At 66.7% G+C, this 15,752-nt stretch carries 22 protein-coding genes; 3 read left to right on the forward strand and 19 right to left on the reverse strand.

Annotated features, from left to right (window positions below):
- Window positions 1-487: 487 nt before the first annotated feature.
- Window positions 488-964: a VOC family protein gene (locus tag ACWDR3_RS43295; protein WP_450358155.1), complete on the reverse strand. Its 477-nt coding sequence runs from the start codon at window positions 962-964 to the stop codon at window positions 488-490.
- Between the two features lie 88 nt (window positions 965-1,052).
- On the opposite strand from ACWDR3_RS43295, the gene ACWDR3_RS43300 reads away from it, so the two are divergent.
- Window positions 1,053-1,610: a TetR/AcrR family transcriptional regulator gene (locus ACWDR3_RS43300; protein ID WP_450358157.1), complete on the forward strand. Its 558-nt coding sequence runs from the start codon at window positions 1,053-1,055 to the stop codon at window positions 1,608-1,610.
- Between the two features lie 89 nt (window positions 1,611-1,699).
- Window positions 1,700-2,380: an NADPH-dependent F420 reductase gene (locus tag ACWDR3_RS43305; RefSeq protein WP_450358159.1), complete on the forward strand. Its 681-nt coding sequence runs from the start codon at window positions 1,700-1,702 to the stop codon at window positions 2,378-2,380.
- 208 nt (window positions 2,381-2,588) lie between these two features.
- On the opposite strand, the gene ACWDR3_RS43310 is transcribed toward ACWDR3_RS43305, so the two are convergent.
- Window positions 2,589-2,861 (reverse strand): DUF6221 family protein, encoded by a 273-nt coding sequence (locus tag ACWDR3_RS43310; protein WP_450358160.1) that lies wholly within the window; start codon window positions 2,859-2,861, stop codon window positions 2,589-2,591.
- Between the two features lie 546 nt (window positions 2,862-3,407).
- On the reverse strand, window positions 3,408-4,325 hold the full coding sequence (locus ACWDR3_RS43315; RefSeq protein WP_450358162.1) for a GNAT family N-acetyltransferase: 918 nt from the start codon (window positions 4,323-4,325) through the stop codon (window positions 3,408-3,410).
- 359 nt (window positions 4,326-4,684) lie between these two features.
- On the opposite strand from ACWDR3_RS43315, the gene ACWDR3_RS43320 reads away from it, so the two are divergent.
- Window positions 4,685-4,933: a hypothetical protein gene (locus ACWDR3_RS43320; RefSeq protein ID WP_450358163.1), complete on the forward strand. Its 249-nt coding sequence runs from the start codon at window positions 4,685-4,687 to the stop codon at window positions 4,931-4,933.
- 357 nt (window positions 4,934-5,290) lie between these two features.
- On the opposite strand, the gene ACWDR3_RS43325 is transcribed toward ACWDR3_RS43320, so the two are convergent.
- The 16 genes from ACWDR3_RS43325 to ACWDR3_RS43400 form a co-directional block, all read right to left on the reverse strand.
- Window positions 5,291-5,515, reverse strand: coding sequence for a hypothetical protein (locus ACWDR3_RS43325; protein WP_450358165.1), 225 nt, complete (start codon window positions 5,513-5,515; stop codon window positions 5,291-5,293).
- Window positions 5,512-5,934: an ATP-binding protein gene (locus ACWDR3_RS43330; RefSeq protein WP_450358166.1), complete on the reverse strand. Its 423-nt coding sequence runs from the start codon at window positions 5,932-5,934 to the stop codon at window positions 5,512-5,514. The genes ACWDR3_RS43325 and ACWDR3_RS43330 overlap by 4 nt, the downstream gene beginning before the upstream one ends.
- Before the next feature lie 138 nt (window positions 5,935-6,072).
- Window positions 6,073-6,930, reverse strand: coding sequence for a helix-turn-helix domain-containing protein (locus tag ACWDR3_RS43335; RefSeq protein ID WP_450358168.1), 858 nt, complete (start codon window positions 6,928-6,930; stop codon window positions 6,073-6,075).
- A 7-nt stretch (window positions 6,931-6,937) separates the two neighbouring features.
- Window positions 6,938-7,462 (reverse strand): DUF6879 family protein, encoded by a 525-nt coding sequence (locus tag ACWDR3_RS43340; protein ID WP_450358170.1) that lies wholly within the window; start codon window positions 7,460-7,462, stop codon window positions 6,938-6,940.
- Window positions 7,434-7,676 carry a hypothetical protein gene (locus ACWDR3_RS43345; protein WP_450358172.1) on the reverse strand — a complete coding sequence of 81 codons (243 nt, stop codon included), beginning with the start codon at window positions 7,674-7,676 and terminating at the stop codon, window positions 7,434-7,436. The genes ACWDR3_RS43340 and ACWDR3_RS43345 overlap by 29 nt, the downstream gene beginning before the upstream one ends.
- 162 nt (window positions 7,677-7,838) lie before the next feature.
- A complete protein-coding gene (locus ACWDR3_RS43350) occupies window positions 7,839-8,150 on the reverse strand; it encodes a hypothetical protein (RefSeq protein ID WP_450358173.1) in 312 nt (103 codons plus the stop codon).
- 11 nt (window positions 8,151-8,161) lie between these two features.
- The gene (locus ACWDR3_RS43355) at window positions 8,162-8,383 is read right to left on the reverse strand and encodes a DUF7620 family protein (RefSeq protein ID WP_450358177.1); all 222 of its coding nucleotides are present in this window, start codon (window positions 8,381-8,383) and stop codon (window positions 8,162-8,164) included.
- Window positions 8,383-8,721 (reverse strand): hypothetical protein, encoded by a 339-nt coding sequence (locus ACWDR3_RS43360; protein WP_450358178.1) that lies wholly within the window; start codon window positions 8,719-8,721, stop codon window positions 8,383-8,385. The genes ACWDR3_RS43355 and ACWDR3_RS43360 overlap by 1 nt, the downstream gene beginning before the upstream one ends.
- 91 nt (window positions 8,722-8,812) lie before the next feature.
- Window positions 8,813-9,739: a hypothetical protein gene (locus tag ACWDR3_RS43365; RefSeq protein ID WP_450358180.1), complete on the reverse strand. Its 927-nt coding sequence runs from the start codon at window positions 9,737-9,739 to the stop codon at window positions 8,813-8,815.
- A gap of 48 nt (window positions 9,740-9,787) precedes the next feature.
- Entirely contained in the window at window positions 9,788-10,531 is a 744-nt protein-coding gene (locus ACWDR3_RS43370) for a hypothetical protein (RefSeq protein WP_450358181.1), read from the reverse strand.
- Window positions 10,532-10,603: 72 nt separating this feature from the next.
- Entirely contained in the window at window positions 10,604-10,795 is a 192-nt protein-coding gene (locus tag ACWDR3_RS43375) for a hypothetical protein (RefSeq protein WP_450358182.1), read from the reverse strand.
- Window positions 10,796-10,804: 9 nt separating this feature from the next.
- Complete coding sequence (locus ACWDR3_RS43380; protein WP_450358184.1) at window positions 10,805-12,109, reverse strand: glycine-rich domain-containing protein; 1,305 nt, start codon at window positions 12,107-12,109, stop codon at window positions 10,805-10,807.
- Between the two features lie 45 nt (window positions 12,110-12,154).
- The gene (locus tag ACWDR3_RS43385; protein WP_450358186.1) at window positions 12,155-12,559 is read right to left on the reverse strand and encodes a hypothetical protein; all 405 of its coding nucleotides are present in this window, start codon (window positions 12,557-12,559) and stop codon (window positions 12,155-12,157) included.
- Window positions 12,560-12,568: 9 nt separating this feature from the next.
- Window positions 12,569-13,768, reverse strand: coding sequence for a hypothetical protein (locus ACWDR3_RS43390; RefSeq protein ID WP_450358188.1), 1,200 nt, complete (start codon window positions 13,766-13,768; stop codon window positions 12,569-12,571).
- On the reverse strand, window positions 13,750-14,076 hold the full coding sequence (locus ACWDR3_RS43395) for a hypothetical protein (RefSeq protein WP_450358190.1): 327 nt from the start codon (window positions 14,074-14,076) through the stop codon (window positions 13,750-13,752). Before ACWDR3_RS43395 ends, ACWDR3_RS43390 begins: the two co-directional genes overlap by 19 nt.
- A 475-nt stretch (window positions 14,077-14,551) precedes the next feature.
- The gene (locus ACWDR3_RS43400) at window positions 14,552-15,742 is read right to left on the reverse strand and encodes an IS110 family transposase (RefSeq protein WP_450358191.1); all 1,191 of its coding nucleotides are present in this window, start codon (window positions 15,740-15,742) and stop codon (window positions 14,552-14,554) included.
- Window positions 15,743-15,752: the final 10 nt, after the last annotated feature.

Here is a 15,752-nt window from a genome sequence, read left to right on the forward strand (position 1 = left end):
GCAGGTCCCGCTGCAGCCCCAACCGCATGACGTCAATCGCCAAGGCCGTCCTCACACTGGAGTTGCAACGCTGAAGAAGCTCAATGAGTCTTCATGCGGCCGCAGGCTGAGGCCGATGCGAAGGGCGTGATGGCCTGGGATGTCAGTGTGGACTGCACAATCCCCGCGCCCATCAGCACGCCGCCGGAGGACGCAAAGGAGGGCTCTGCAGGAAGAGCCTTCCGGCGGCATCTTCACCGGGAGGGACGATCACGGCCTCGGCCGCTTGCGCGGCGGGCTGACCATCATGCTGCAGCCGGCCCTGGAGCAGGTGCAGAGCCACTGTCCCTGCTGGGTCACCGCCGGCCGGTGGCATTCCCGAGAGGGCTGGCCGACTCCGCCACCGCGGGAAGCTCGGCTCAAGCGGTGGGTGCCCACCCGAGTTCGACAGGGGCGACTGCAAGGAGCAGTACGCGGTGGAGTGTGCGATGTGTATGCGTGTGCCCGTTCACAGGGCGGAGTCGAGGACGGGTGGTCCGGCGTACTGCGAGCCGGCCGGGAACAGGTCACGCAACTGCGGGCGGTCGCTGTGCAGATCGCACAGTTCCACGATCGTTCCGGACGGCCCGGTATTGAGCAACGGTCGGTGGCCGACGGTCGCGTAGGGGCCGAGTCCCAGGGCCGTCAGCCGTTCGTTCTCCTGGGCCGTGTCCTTCACCCAGTAGCCGATGTGGTGAACGCCCCCGCCCGGCGGAGCCGCCAGCGGCGTGCCCGGGATCGCCTCCCACAGCTCGACGGCGAATGGGCCGCCCTGCGAAAAGGTCACGTGGCACTCGACCTCGTGGTCGGCGCCCTGCGCGTCGGTCAGGGTCAGCCGGCGCACCCGGGTGGGACGCCAGGAGAGCCCGAACACGTCGGTGAACTCCTTCTTTCCCCTCTCCAGGTCATCGACGGCCACGCCGATATGCCAGATCCTCTGACTCATGTCTGCGCTCCTATGTCGAAGTGGACGGTGTGTCCTCACGTTAACCCATAAGTGGGCACTATGCCCACTTAGGTGGTAGCGTCGAACCATGACGACCGACAACCGGGTGATGCGAGCCGACGCGACACGGAACGTGAACGCCCTCCTCGCCGCCGCGAAGGAGGTCTTCCGAGACCTGGGAGCAGACGCCCCGCTCGACGAGATCCCCAGAAGGGCGGGTGTGGGCCGGGCCACGATGCATCGCCGCTTCCCCACGCGCGAGCACCTGTTCGCGGCGATCCTCCGCACGCAGGTGAACGCCCTCGTCGAGGCCGCCGAGACCCGAACGAACGCCGTGGACCCCTGGGAGGCGATGGTGGAGTGGATCCGCGCCTACGAGGAGATCGGCGCCGAGTATCGCGGGATGAGTGCCCGCCTCAGCACCGCACTGCTTGCGGACGGATCGCCCGTGGAGGAACTGTGCGCGCCGATGAGGGACGCATTCGACGTGCTGTTCCGCCGGGCCCAGGAACACGCGCGAGTGCGCCACGACATCTCCTCCACCGATGTGCTCGCCATCGTCTCCGCGTTGCCGCGCGACCTGGACACGGGCCGGGCCAGGACGGCACACCTCGCCGTGGTCCTGGACGGACTCCGGACCCGGTGAAGTGGCCCGGCCCATCGGAGAACAGGACCGGAACCGCTCTTGCGGCGGCCGGTAGAACCCGAGGACGACGAAGAGGAAGCAGCAAAACCATGGACATCGCCATCATCGGAAGCGGAAGCATCGGCGGCACGTTGGCACGCCAACTGGCCCGGCGCGGCCACACGGTGACGGTCGCGAACTCCCGCGGACCCGCATCCCTCGCACAGCTCGCAGACGAGACCGGCGCCACAGCGGCCGAGACAACCGAGGCCATCACTCGTGCCCGAGTGCTGATCATCAGCGTTCCGATAGGTGCGCTGCCAGAACTGGGCCGCACCATCGACAAGCATCTGCCGGCCGACGCCATCATCGTCGACACCAGCAACTACGTACCCGGACTGCGCGACGAGCACATTGCCGCGATCGACGAGGGGCTCGCGGAGAGTCTCTGGGTCGAGCAGCAGCTGCGGCGGCCCATCATCAAAGCGTTCAACACCATCGGAGCCGCCAGCCTCGCCTCCGGCGGCCGGACGCACGGGGATTCCCAGCGGATCGCCGCTCCGGTGTCCGGTGCCGACGCGACCGCCAAGCAGACCGTCATCGCACTGCTGGACGAGCTCGGCTTCGACGGATTCGACGCCGGCGATCTCGACCGCTCCTGGCGGCAGGAGCCGGGAACTGCGGTCTTCACGACGGACCTCCCGCTGCAGCAGGCGCACAAGGCTGTCGATGCAGCCGTGCACAGCGACACCGCAGCCTGGCGAGAACGCATGGCCGCGATGCAGCAGTAGTCCCGAACTGAGCCTGTTCCGCTCTGACGGACGCCATTGGCGTGCTGGTGACGCCCCGAGTGCGGTCCGTTGCGGCACAGCTCGACGATCTCGGCCGTCAACTGCGGCGCGAACAAGCGGTACTTGGGAGTGTTGCCAGGGTGCTGATCACAGCCACTCGTTCAGAGCCGCGACCAGCACCATCGCGTCGTAGCGGCTCAGATCTCCGCTAGGGCGTGTCTCTTTGGTCGGCCTGCGGACGCCACTCCTGGCGGTATTGGGGGTGCTCGGCGTATGACTGTGCCAGCATTTTGAGCGCGTGCGCGAGCCCTGTGTGACGTGAATCCGCCGGGTCCATTGCCTGGTAGTGCCTGGCCGGCAGGTCGGGCATCGGCAGGTGGCTGTCGAGGGGGGCGTCGGTGCCCAAGCGGTGGGCCACCTCGGCATAGGCGTGGTTGTCCTCCATGTTGCGGTCCCGAAGGAAGTTCACAAGGTCGTCCACGGGTTGATCTTCGCGCAGGCGCAGGGGCCATCGGGTGGGCTCACCGTGATCAGTTCAGCTAGGGAGCTGGCTCACCTGTGGGCCTGGATCAGCATGGAGGCGAGGTGGAGTGCGGCCCGGTAGGCGATGGCGAGTTTGTCCGTGCGCAGGGGATGTTTTCGACCCCGGACGTTCACGTTCGGAGTGGAGAAGCTGCGGATGGTCGGCGGGTGTGTCTTTGGAAGTGGCTTCGGAGAGGGTGGGCCCGGGGGAGGGGGCAGGCGTTCTGCTGGTCTGTGTCGATCGGACGCGGGGGTGGGATCGGGGGTGGATCCGCGCTCTTTTGCCGGGGTGGATCAATAGCGGGTACGGCGGCAGTCGTCGGGTCGTTGATGGGGATCTTTGAAATCGACCACTGCCGCTAGTCGCCCCACTTAATCCAGGGCTTCGGCGTAGTCGTTGGGCGCCCGGTTCGTGGCGATCTGCCGACTCCTGTGCGTCGGGTAGCAGAACAGGCATGGCCGTCCAAGATCGTGGAGTTCTCGACGCCCGAGTCTGATCACCGCACTAGGCAGTCCGCAGATTCTTCCGGTATATCGTGGAGCTGTGTCGAACAGTCATGCCCACGCGTAGGTACAGGGTGAGCGCACCTGTATCGGTGTGCGTCCCGAGGATGCAGGTCCTGCGCCCCAGCCGATGGAAGGCGCGAAAGGCGTGACGCAGCAGTAGGCGCGCGATGCCCTGGTTTCGGTGGTCGCGGTGCACAGCGACCTGCTCGATGTAGCCTTCGCCGGTCTCAGACAGGTCCAACGAGATCACAGCGCCGACCAGTTGGTCGCCGGCGAACGCCAGTGCTGACGTCTCAGGGGCGAAGGTAGGGCGTTCGACGGTGTGTTGGGCCCATTCCTGGTAGCTCTCACGTCGCTGCTGCCATTCATCGAAGGCGTCCTCGATGAGCTGGTGCACGTCATGCTCGTCGCCGGAGCGGAACGGTCTCGCCGTAATACCCGCAGGGGCTTCGGGCACCGCCGGCTCCTCGCGCATGGCGTACTCCAGCACCCATTCGGTCGCCATTGGGGCGTATCCGCGGCAGCGCAGCAGCGTGACGGCGTCCGTGTCGTTGTCCGGCACGATCTGGACGATCGGTTCACTTCCTGCCTGGCGGGCCCGGGCTTCGGCCCAGTCCAGTAGCAGGGTGCCGAGACCGCGGCCCCGGTGTTGGGGATGGACATCCACCTCAGAGCGTCGGTTTATCCAGGCGCGGGCGGCCAGCTGCCCCGCCTGGTCGTGGATCAGCAGCGTGTCGAGCTGTGGGATCAGCCCAGGCCGGGCGAGGACGGCGGCAATGCTGCCGAGGTCGGACTGTACCCGGCGATACAGCTCGCACTCGCAGGCCGCGACGAGGCGATGGATGGCGCCGATATCATCGGCTGTTGCTGGGCGTGCCCGGTAGCCCGGCGGCAGCGCGGGCACGAGATCTGGCATTGGTGGACACTCCCGGGACGTTGAAGTACGCACTGGCGGTCAGCGGCACTTGCAGCCCCGTGAAAGCTTTCCGCTTGGGCTGCGGCGGATCAAGGGAATATTCGGACGGGGCTCACCGCGGGCGTCGGACCGGGCGGACCACCCGCCGTGCGAGGTCCGGTTTGTGATCACGCGAGGCTGAGGAGAGCCAGCGGGCGCTGTGGGTCGCGGGCGTTGCGACGGAGGCCGGCTGCGATGTTGGTGGCACATCACGGTTTTGGATTAGCACAGCTACTTGAGGGTTTTTGGGGCCGTTCAATAGCGGTGATCGCTTATCGACCTGATACTGACGATCCTGCACGCCATCAAGGGGAGGGACCATGGCACAAGACCCCGCGCCCAAGCACCTGACGATCACGCTCGACTTCGACCTCCAGACCCCCAACTCCACGGTGGGCGAGGCCCGGATCAAGGCCGCCTACAACGCGGCCGTCGAAGCAGCTGTGGCGGCGGCAACGAAGGAGTTCCCCGAGGGGAGCGTCAAGACGATCACCGCCGATATGCACTGGTCGTACAGGTGGATGGAGAAGCGTGAAGTGCTTTTCTCCCGGGACGACGAGCAGAGTTGAGACGCGAAGAGGCCCCGATCGCTGCGAGACGATTCGGGGCCTCTTCTCCTCGCAGGTAAGGAGGGGGAGCCTCCTTGGCCGATGGGCTGCTACCCGCGAGGGGCTTTGGGAATTCTGGGGATCTGGACGATCCGGGGCCGGGTGTCCATCCGCTCCATGCCGCGCTCGTGTATGACGAGCAGCTCCTGCACGCACTCCCGGCAGGCGTACAGAGGGTCTCGCCCTCCTCGCTCGTGATCTCGCCGATGCGGGCCACCTGGGCGCTCTTGCGCGGGCAACGGCAGCAACCCAACTCGTACTCGTAGGCCGCCAGGAGGACGCCCATGCGGTCCGTGGGGACGTGCTCGGGGAGCGAGGTCACCAGCCCTCCTCCCGGCGTCGTCGGAGGCGCTCCTCGCGCGAGAGGGTGACCTCCAGCTTCTCGTCGCTGGGGGCCGTCCAGGTGCCCGCCCAGAACGTGTGGACGGGCCGCAGGATGTACGTCCCGCTCTTCACGTCGGTGACGATCCCCTCGCGGTCCACGTCGCCGTCGTGCACCTGATCGCCGACCCACACCCGGGGCAGTTCCTCGTCCTCGGTCATGCGGCCGGCTCACAGTGCAGTTCGGCCCAGACGAGCTTCCCCCAGTGGTGCATGTCCGTTCCCCAGCGGTCGGCCAGGGCGTCGATCAGGAGGAGCCCCCGGCCGCTGGTGAGGAGGTCGTCACCGCGTTTGGCCATCTCCGGCATCACGCGGGCCTTGTCGGTCACGCCGATTCGTACGAAGCGCTCACTCGGCCTGGAGACGACGACCCGGATGTGCCGGGTGTTGGTGTGCTTGACCGCGTTGGCCACCAGCTCGGTGACGAGGACGACTCCCGAGTCCGCCAGATCGTCCAGGTTCCAGGCGGCCAGCGCGATCCTGACGAGCTTGCGGGCGGCCTCGGCGCTCTCCTCCACCGCAGGGAAGGTCTCGGAGTACCCGGCGTGCCCTGTCGGGCGGGGTGTGGTGGTCACTGGCATCGGGACCTCGTCGGCTGTCGAACGTCCAGGGATGCCGCCCGACTGTGCGTCACAGACCGTTCCAGAGGCGCAAGATGAGCGGTGTGCTGTGACCGTAGGGAAGGCGCCGGTGATGCCTCCACATTCTTCTACGATTTTCTACGGTGACTGCCCCAGATGGGCAATGGCACCGGTGATCAGGTCTCGCGCGGCAGTTCCGTAGACCGCCATCTCGGCCATCTCCTGGGAGGCTCTGACGTACTGCTCGACCTCACCGGGAGCGGTGATCTTGACGGCTGCCGACAGCAGTTCGACATGGACCCGCGCGTCGTCGAAGACGTTGAAGGTCTCCAGGGTCCAGAGCGACCGTGAAGCGGAGAAGGGGATTACGCCGAGGCTCACCGACGGCAGAGACATGAGGGTGAGCAGATACCCGAGTTGGCCCGCCATCGTTTCGGAGTCGCCCACCTGGTAGCGGAGAACTGACTCCTCGATCAGCACGGAGAACCGGTTGCCGTTGATGAAGAGCACCCGGGAGCGGCGCATCCGGGCTTCTACGGCCTCGTCCACGTCGTTCGGCGTCCGGTGGAAGCGGGAGATCGAGTTGAGGAGTGCCGTGGCGTACGAGGGTGTCTGGAGGAGCCCGGGGATCACGGTGGAGCAGTAGATCCGGAACAGCCGGGTTCGCTCGTACAACTCGACCCGGGACTCCTGGAGGTGTCGCAAGCCGGTGCGCTGCACCCGGCGCCACTCCATGTACATCGAGTCTGCGGACTGCGCGGAGGCCACCAGGTCGTTCGCCGCGCTCTCAGCCCCGCAGGCCGCACACCAGGCCCGGATGTCGGCTATGGCCGGAGGGGTTCGGGCGTGCTCGATGCGGGAGACCTTCGAGGGATACCAATCCAGCCGCCGTGCAAGCTCCGTTGCCGACAGACCAGCCTCCTTGCGGATCTCCCGCAGGCGGACGGCCAGTTGAAGCCGGGCAGCTTGTACGGCGGCTGTCGGTGACTCGGTCATTCCTCGCTCAGGTGGTGTAGCGGTCGTGCGGGAGGGCTCGGTTCCAGATGCTCTCGAACGCCTCGGAGACGCTCTTGATCAGGGTGGGATCGTCGCTGAGGGTATGGCCAACGAAGGCCCCGTCACCGGAGAAGAGGCCGAACCGGATCAGGTCGTTGTCGAAGAGCCAGAGGTCGTTGCCCGGGATCAGCAGGTCCGAGGCGAGCCGACGCGGGAGCCACCGGACCTCCTCGCCCGCCAGGACGTTCTGGAACGTGCTGACGTGCTCGTACCGTACGTACTCCGAGAGCGGCTCGGAGACGACCCGGGCCCGGCGGACCTTCACGCCCCGCTCGACGGCCTCGGCCACAGAGGAGTGGAAGTCGTTCCACCACTCGTCCCGGTTCTGCGGGGTGTGCCGCTGGCCGGCTCGCCAAGCCGCGAAGTCCTCGTCCTCGTTCTCCACCCCGTAGACGTCCCGGGTCTCCAGGTGGACAGCGCTGTGACGGCAGTTGGCCAGCAGCTCAGCGAACGGCGGGACCGTCTGCGGCATCACACGCCTCCCTGATCGCGGCCACCATACGGGCAGGGAGGCGGACGACGGCTTCGGTGTCGGGGATACCGCCCGTCTCCAGGCACTCCCGCTCCGTCGCCTCGTCGGCCTTCCAGCCCTGGATGACGAAGTCCTTGGTCTCCTCGTCGACCCAGACGGTCGGGCAGTTGTCCCCGTTCGTCGTCGGGTCTTTTGCGATGAACCGTAGCGTCATGGCTCTCCCCAAATCCTCTGGCTTCTACAGGCTTCTACGACGGTTACCCATTGGAGTAACCGCGTCAAGACCACGAGGGGCCCGCCAAAACGCAAGAAGAGCCCCCGATTTCCACGAGGGAGATCGGGGGCTCTGTGAAGCTATGCGGTCGGGGGAACAGGCTCAGGAGGCCGTGTGCGGGGCCTCTCGGAGGTACCGGAGGTACGAGAAGAACCGGACCAGGAGGAGGCCCGTGGTGGCCGCCAGGAGGCCGAGCGACAGGACGACGTCCCACCACGGTCCGGCGGACGAGGACCCACCGCGGATTCCCAGCAGCAGGAGCGACCGGGCGTAGATCAGGCCGATGATGATGACCCAGCCCGACGCGTTCACCTCGGTGATGCGGAACGGGTGCCGGGGGCGGTGAAGGGCGAGGAACCCGACCGAGGCGGCCAGGCCAACGCCGAGCAGGACGTAGAGGGCGAGTGTGTACACGGGGCCTCCTCTCAGCCGTCGCTGAGCCGGCCGAGGACGCTGCCCTCGATCAAGTCGCTGTAGGCGTTGGCTCTGTTGTGGGCCTTGAGCTGCTCATCCACCCGGCGGCTCTTCCTGAGCTGGGCCTCGGACACAGGGTTCCCGGCCAGCGCATCCCGGAGGGACTTCTCGGCGGCCCTCTGCGCGGTCTCCGATTCGGGGGAGACGTGGCTACGTCGGGTGAAGGGCCACATCAGGCGCTCCGGTTGTTGGTCTGGGGGCGGTGCCCGAACTCTTCGAGGAGCCGGACCATGGCCTGACCCTGCTCGGTCGCGATCTCGGCGCTGGCCTGGGCCGCCGCGAGCTGCTGGCGCGTGGCCTGGTGGGCGTCGCGCTCGGTCTCGTACGCAGCGCGCCAACCGTCCTTGTCGACGATGAGGTTGGTCATCGCCCACTTCGGTACGAGAATGCCGATGATCAGCAGCACCACGACGATGCCGACGATGCCGTACTGGAAGAACTGCCCCAGCATCTTGCCAATGTCGGGGCCAAGGTCCTCAGTGGCGAGTCTGAGCAGCTCAGGGAGCAGCAAGGGGCCTCCTCGCGGGGTTGGCGCGGGGAGGCCCGGCGCGGTCGGGGCATGCGAAAGTACTGGCGGAGGACCGGGGCCAGAGCCGGAACGATCAACCGGCGTATGTTTCGCCGATCTTCAATGTGAGCGGCAGTGTTGCTCCCCAGGTGAAGTGGATTCCACCAGGCAGTGCGGCCTTCTCAACATCGGCACCTGATGCCGCCAGTTCCTCTTGACCCTCCAACTTCAAGTTGCACATGCCGCACCCGAGCCAGTCAGGGATCAGACTGACGCCGGTCGAGGATGTGCCAACGTGATTGAGCCTCAGTCGCGCCTGCCCTCCGCAGGCGGGACAGATTGTTGAAACAAAGAGTGCCGTCAGTCGGTCTTGAGAGTCCGAGACAGTGAGGGTTTTGATTGGGAAACCCACATCGGGAGGGAACTCCTCGAGGATCTGCTCCTTGGCGGCTACGGGTAGCCCACTAAATCGGTCATCGAAGAGGTGTCGGGCCTGCTTGATCCGGATCTCGACGTCTCTCTGAATCGCACTGCGCTCCCTGTCGACGGCCACGTTGACCAAGCTCGTCCAGCGATCCCAGAACTCATCGGTGGAGAGACCGACTTCGCTCAACAGGACGGCCACGTTCTCAGCGAGAGTCGGAAGCAGAGCTTTGGCCTGCTCTCCAACGGTCGTATGAGCGGTGCCGTTTCGGAGATCGATCAGCAAGTCCAACTGCCGGTCGGGCGCAAGGACGCCAAGCGTTCGCAGCCGCGCAACGGCCTCTGACACCCCGATAGTGCGGACCTTGGCGGCCGTTCTGTGGCCGCCAAGGTGGAAGAGCATCTCCGCACTACCCTTCACCTCAGCAATGTAGATCGGGTTCTTCGAGACCAAGACCGCCTTGGCGAGCTTCTCGATGGCGACGCCCCCGTAGAGAGCGAAGTCGTCATAGTCGCCGCGCCCATGTTCATCTACGGCGTCGTTGGCAGCCTTTTTGGCCCCAGCAAGGAAGCTCTCGAAGGAGAGCGAATCGTCCATAGGTGGACGGTAGCGGCGCCTGTACTACAGGTGCGACCGGATTCCTATCTAGATGGGCATGATCGTGAGATTAAGATCGTCGGGGCGACCCAGGGCTGGCATCAACTCGTATGGAATCGCCGCCGACAGAGGCCACTCGACGAGTTCCTCTGGTGGCCAGATCGGCCGCAGCGATGGCAAGACCTCAAAGGGGGCAAGCTGGTGGTCCTCGGCGAGGTCGAGTGCGCGGATGATCTGCACCACCATGCAGCCGATCTTGAGGGTGTTGATCCATGCGATTCCGCCCACCTCGGGTGTTCCGTAGCCCTGGCATGCGGTGTCAACGAGAGGCACCGAGTCGTCAGGCGGGTAGTTCATGAAGCCCAGGCGGCCGAGCATCGATCTGCTGGGCTCGCGTACCTCGTAGAACGTTGCGAAGTCCATCGTCGGGATGACGCCTCGTACTTCGGCAGGATGCGTGTGCTGAAACATGAGCATGGTCTTCAGAGACCATGCCGCCAGGGCGCGTTGTTCTACTGCATTGAGGGCGCACGGGTTCCCTCGAATCAAGTCCGGCAGGAAGTGCCTGACGTTCTCCTCAAGCTGGTTCATCCAGCCGCTGTTGCAGCCGGAGCAGACGATCTTGACCTGGGAGTCCAGCGGAGGAGCGTCATGCTGTCGCACCGCACCGTTGCTCAGGGCGATGTACCGGTGGCGCCGGACCGTCGGGTCGAGCGCGACCTTTAGCCAGCGCGGGAGCACGTGCTCCTTCGTCAGCGGAGTGCCTCCGCAGAATACGCAGCCCTTGACCATGTGAAGACCATAGAGGCCTCAGTGGGCTGCCTGTCCGGAATTTCGACCAGCACCGCCCCCTCGCGATCGGGGCTATTCCGGCTCCTCCGGCGGGTACTCGGGCTGCGGGTACTGCCAGCCGCCCGACAATGCCTCTGCTTCGAGCATCAGCTCGCCGGCCGTCGGCGGCGTCCACGGGGCGATCCCGTCCCACTTGAACGGGCCGTCCAAGATGGTCTTGTTCGCGCGATCCAGGTCGATGACGACCCAGCGGTCTACGGGCATGAGGGACTCCTAGAAGTGCGTGATGATGATCGCGATCCCGTCGGCGCCACTGCCCCCGGCTCCCGAGTTGCTGCCGTTCAGTACAGCGCCTCCGCCGCCGCCTCCACCCCCGTACAGGGCACCGTTGCCCCCGGATCCGGCCGGCCCGCTGATCGAGGCCGCACCGCCGCCTCCGCCTCCACCGGAGAGCCCGGAGGCCGTCGGTACGTCGGGAGCGGATCCGGCTGCACTGCCGCCGACCACTCCGGCAGTACCGGTCTGGTTACCGGCGTTACCGCCTCCGATGCCGCCGTTGCTGGGCACGTCCGCACTGCTGACGCCTCCTCCGGCACCTTCACTGGCACCGGGACCGACACCGGGGTTACCCGGACTTCCCACGCCTCCGGAGGTGTTGGCGGACCCACCCGATCCTCCGGCAGACGTACCGGTGGCCGTGGCGCCTCCTGCGCCGGAGGCCGAGGAGCCCCCGGAGCCTCCAGCGGACTGACCGACACGCGCGTACGGACCGAACGACGTCACACCGCCGGCCCCACCGTTTCCGCCGTTGAGGGAGTCGCCTGCGGCGGCGGCACCGCCTGATCCACCCGCTCCCACGGCAACACTCACCGTGCCGGGCAGAATCGAAGCGTCGTACGTCAGGAGGAACATGGAACCCCCAGCTCCGCCACCACCGCCGCAACGGATAGTGCTGGCCGACGAGCGGCGTCCACCGCCTCCACCGTCACCCCCTCCGATGAGACGGATCTCCAGGAGCCTGGCGCCCGAGGGCTTGGTCCACGTGCCCGACGTGGTGAAGACCTGGGCATCCGGGAACCGAGAGAACTTGCCGTCCGCGTACGCCCGGTCCCCGTGAGGGTCGGAGGCGTTCACATGGTTCGTCACGGTGGAGGCCGCAGTGCCTGCCGGGTCCGCACCGACGTCCGCAGCGGTGACGCTGTCCAGGTCGACAAGGACCGCGTACGAGCCCTGGACGGGATCCGGGACCAACACGTCCGCCAGGACCACCGACGAGGCGCCCTTGGGCAGGCTGATGTACCGCGTCCAGTCCGGAGCGTTCCCCAGCATGGCCCTGACGGTGTACGTCCATCCCGTCGGGCTCATTCCGGTGGCGTCTGTGGCCACCAGCTCCACCTGGAACTCGCTGGCGACCAGGGGGACTTCGATGCCGCCGCCCAGGACCAGATCGTCGGATCCGTTGGTGACCAGGTCCGGTCCGGTGAAGATGAGACGGCCCTGGATGGCCGTCCCGTCCGGCAGGCACAGGGGCTCGCCGGACGACACCACTACCGTCTCCACACCAGCGGGCAGAGGCATGACGGACTCCTCTCGTCAGGGACGTACGGGGCGAGAGCCAGGTCCCTACGCGTTCTCACTGATCCAGACGGCGGTCACCCGGAGGTTCCGGCCGTTGGTGAGGTCGTCGAGGATCGAGCGCAGAGTGATCTGTCCGGTCGTGCCGATCGTGCATTCGCCGTCGATCGAGCCGTGGCCGAACTGCGCGTTGATGACCTCGGGCGGGCACCAGCTGGCGGGCAGCGTGCACATGGTGGTGTCGGCGAGGTTGCCGCCCGGGGTGATCGCCACCGTGGTGCCGGTGTAGGTGCGCACCACGTGCACGGTGGTGACCCCGTTGACCTTGCGGCCGGAGAAGGTGTTCACGCTGAACCCGGAGGCCGCGACACACCCGGAGGTGGTCGAGTCGTCCAGGCTGTTGTCGTTGAGCCGGTCGGCGGTGGCCCGCATACCGGCCAGGAACACGGTCATCGGCGCCTCCTAGAGCGGGATGTACACGGGGTTGGCCAGGCGGATGTCCTGGCCGGAGGAATGGGCCTTGGCGACGCCGTTGATGCCTCTGGTCACGGTGAACGTCTGGGCGAGTCCGGTCCCGGTGCACGCGGTCACCCGCATGACCTCGCCTCCGGTGCGTACGTCGAAGGGGAAGTCGCCTGGGTACGTCGCGGAGTCGATCCACCTGTACACGGCGGTGGTCAGCATACTGACCGAGGTGGCCGTCGCCGTCAGGCCAGCGGACAGGTGACACCCCGCCGTGTCGATGCGGTCGCGGCCGGGAACGCCGACCGTCAGGGCGTTCCACGGTTCGCCGGGCACGCAGTTGAACGTGATGGTCCAGGCGTCCGGTCCGGCGCTCTCGGTGTACCCGGCCACCAACACGTCGACATCGTCCGGGCCGTGGTCGGCGGGCAGGTCCGTGAGCCGGATCTTGTCGCCGACGTCGACCCGGAGGATGTCGTCGATCAGGGCGAAGACGCGCGCGTTGGCGAGGTTGAGGGTGATGCGGGTGTAGCGCACGCCGTTGTACGTGCCGAGGTGCAGCCGCATCCCGGCGACCTGACGGGCCTGTGCGTCCGTCTCGACGCTGTAGGTGTACGAGGTGTCGTAGCGGCCCACCCCGCCGTCCTCCGGGTTCTGGACGGACAGATCGCCGTCCTCCAGGACCTCGCGGGCGGGGGCCGATCCGTACTCGCGCTGCACCGACACGTCGTTCTCGGTGAGCTTGTCGTCGTCCTCCGGCTTGAATGGCGGTGAGATGAGTCCGGCGGAGAAGTCGAGGGTCAGCGCGGGCGTCTGGTTCCACAACGTGGAGTGGCCCCGGTGGATGACCTCGGCTCTGTCCCGGGCGTCGAGCAGGTACCCGAAGTTCGTGCGGGACGCCTCGTTCATCAGCTCCAGCAGCTTCTTGGGCCCCTGGATGCCCATGCGCCGCTGGAACGTCAACTCATCCGCCACCGAGGCCGTGTAGCCCGCCTCGTTGGCCAGGCGCACGATATGGTCGCCCGCTTTCTCGCCTCGGAAGCCGATGAACGCCTTGTACATGTTCGCGGCCGAGGGTCCGTTGCCATCCCAGTAGGTGACGTAGCCGAGCGACTGGTCCGTAGTGGTGAGGCCGCCGCCGGAGATCAGCGACCAACTGAACGTGACGTCGCGTACGGCCTTCATGACGAGGCTGGCCATAGTGCCGGACGCCTCAAGCAGCCATCGATGTAGATGGACCAGGCAGTGTTGGTGGTGCCGGGATCGATCTGAACGCGGATGTGGTGGCCGCCTCCGTCGTAGATGCCTGCGCTGGAGATGGTGGTCAGCACCGCGGACCCGGACGAGGTCTCTCCGAACGAGGCGCGGAAGACCGTGATCTCGTTGGAGGCGGCGTCCATGAACAACTGGCGACGGATGCGGTTGTCGGCGTCCGTGCCCTGGCCCCGGTCGCTGATCTGGACGAGTCCCGCCGAGGCTCCGCCTCCTCCGGCGACGAAGAAGTCCACCGACCAAGCAGCAGCCGCCGAGGCGCTGTTGGGGACGAGGCCGGTGATGCTGCCCGTGGTCTCGGCCTTGAACGCGATGACGTCCTCGACCCAGTCCTTGAGCTTTCCGCCCTGCCACGCGGGGGGGTGCCCCTATCTCCTTGGTCAAGGCGGATGGGGCTGTTCTCGAGCGTCTGGGACCATGTGCTCGTGCATGTTGATGATGAGGCGGTGGCAGCGGGCGGGGACGGATCGGAGTGGACGGGTGCGGTGAGTGAGCGTCTCCGTTGCTGCGTGTGTGGTGGGTCCACAGATGGTGCCGAGGACTACGTGCTCGTCGAACTGACGGCGAAGTTCTCTGACGCGCGCCAATGGCTGGGTGCGCATGCGGAGCACCTGAACTCCGTCCTTGCGAAGGGGTTCTCCGTGGAGGTTCACGACATGTAGGGCTGCTGTCATCGCCTGCGATCTAGGTTCGCAGGCAGGCTGGTTGCCCTCACCTCGTTCCGGTTGTCCGAGGTTCGTAGAAGGTGCCGTCTCTGAGCATCGCGAACAGGACGTCGGCCCGCCGCCGGGCGAGGCAGAGCAGTGCCTGGGTGTGGTGCTTGCCCTGGGCGATCTTCTTGTCGTAGTAGGTCCGCGATGCCGAGTCGCCCAGGGCCGCGAACGCGGAGAGGAAGAAAGCCCGTTTGAGCTGCTTGTTTCCTCTCCGGGAGGGCTGTTCGCCGCGGATCGAGGAGCCCGAGCTCCGGGTTGCCGGTGCGAGTCCGGCGTAGGCGGCGAGGTGGCCGGCGGTCGGGAAAGTGCTGCCGTCGCCGACCTCGATCAGGATCCGTGCTCCGGTCCTGACGCCGACTCCCGGCATGGACGTCAGGACTTTGGAAAGAGGGTGGGCCTCCAGGAGTTCCTCGATCCGTCCCGCCAGGAGTTTCCGCTGGTCAAGAATGGCGGCCAGGGATCCGGCCAGGCTCGGGACGATCAGTGCGGCCGCCTCGGTCCCTGCGACGACGACGGTTTGCCCGTCCAGGGCGGCGAACATCTCCTCGACCAGCCGCTCGGCCATCCTCGGCGCCTTCGGCCGCAGCAGGGTGATCAGCCGCCGACGGCCGGCCTTGCGGATCTGGGCCGGTGACCCGAACCGTTCCAGCAGTGCGAGGACGGCCGGGTGCTGCAACCGCGGCCCCAGGACCGCTTCCAGCGACGGATGGATCTGGGCCAGCAGGCCGTGCAGCCGGTTGGTGACGCGGGTGGCCTCGCCTGCGAGGTCGTCGTCGAACCCGACGATCATCTCCAGCTCGGCGATCGTCTCGTCCTCGCCGTCGATCGCCCGCAGCGTGTGAGGCATCGTGCGGGCCGCGTCCGCGATGATGAACGCGTCCTTCGCGTCCGTCTTCGCCTCGCCGGGGTAGAGATCGGCGATCCGCCGCATCGTCAGGCCGGGCAGGTAGGCCACGGGACAGCCCATGTCCCGGGCCACGGCCAGCGGCAGGGCGCCGATCGAGGCCGGCTGATCGACCACGACCAGCACGGTTCCGTGCGTGGCCTGGAGTTTCGCGAAGAGTTCGCGGAGCTTGGGTTCGGTGTTGGGCAGGCGCTTGTCGAACGCCTTCTTCCCGGCCGGGGTGACGGCTGTTGCGGCCCTTCTGAAAGTGAGCAGTTCCTCGAGGCTGGCCTGCGCATTGCTCAAGTCGAAGAGC

The organism is Streptomyces sp. NPDC001002, from assembly GCF_053599215.1.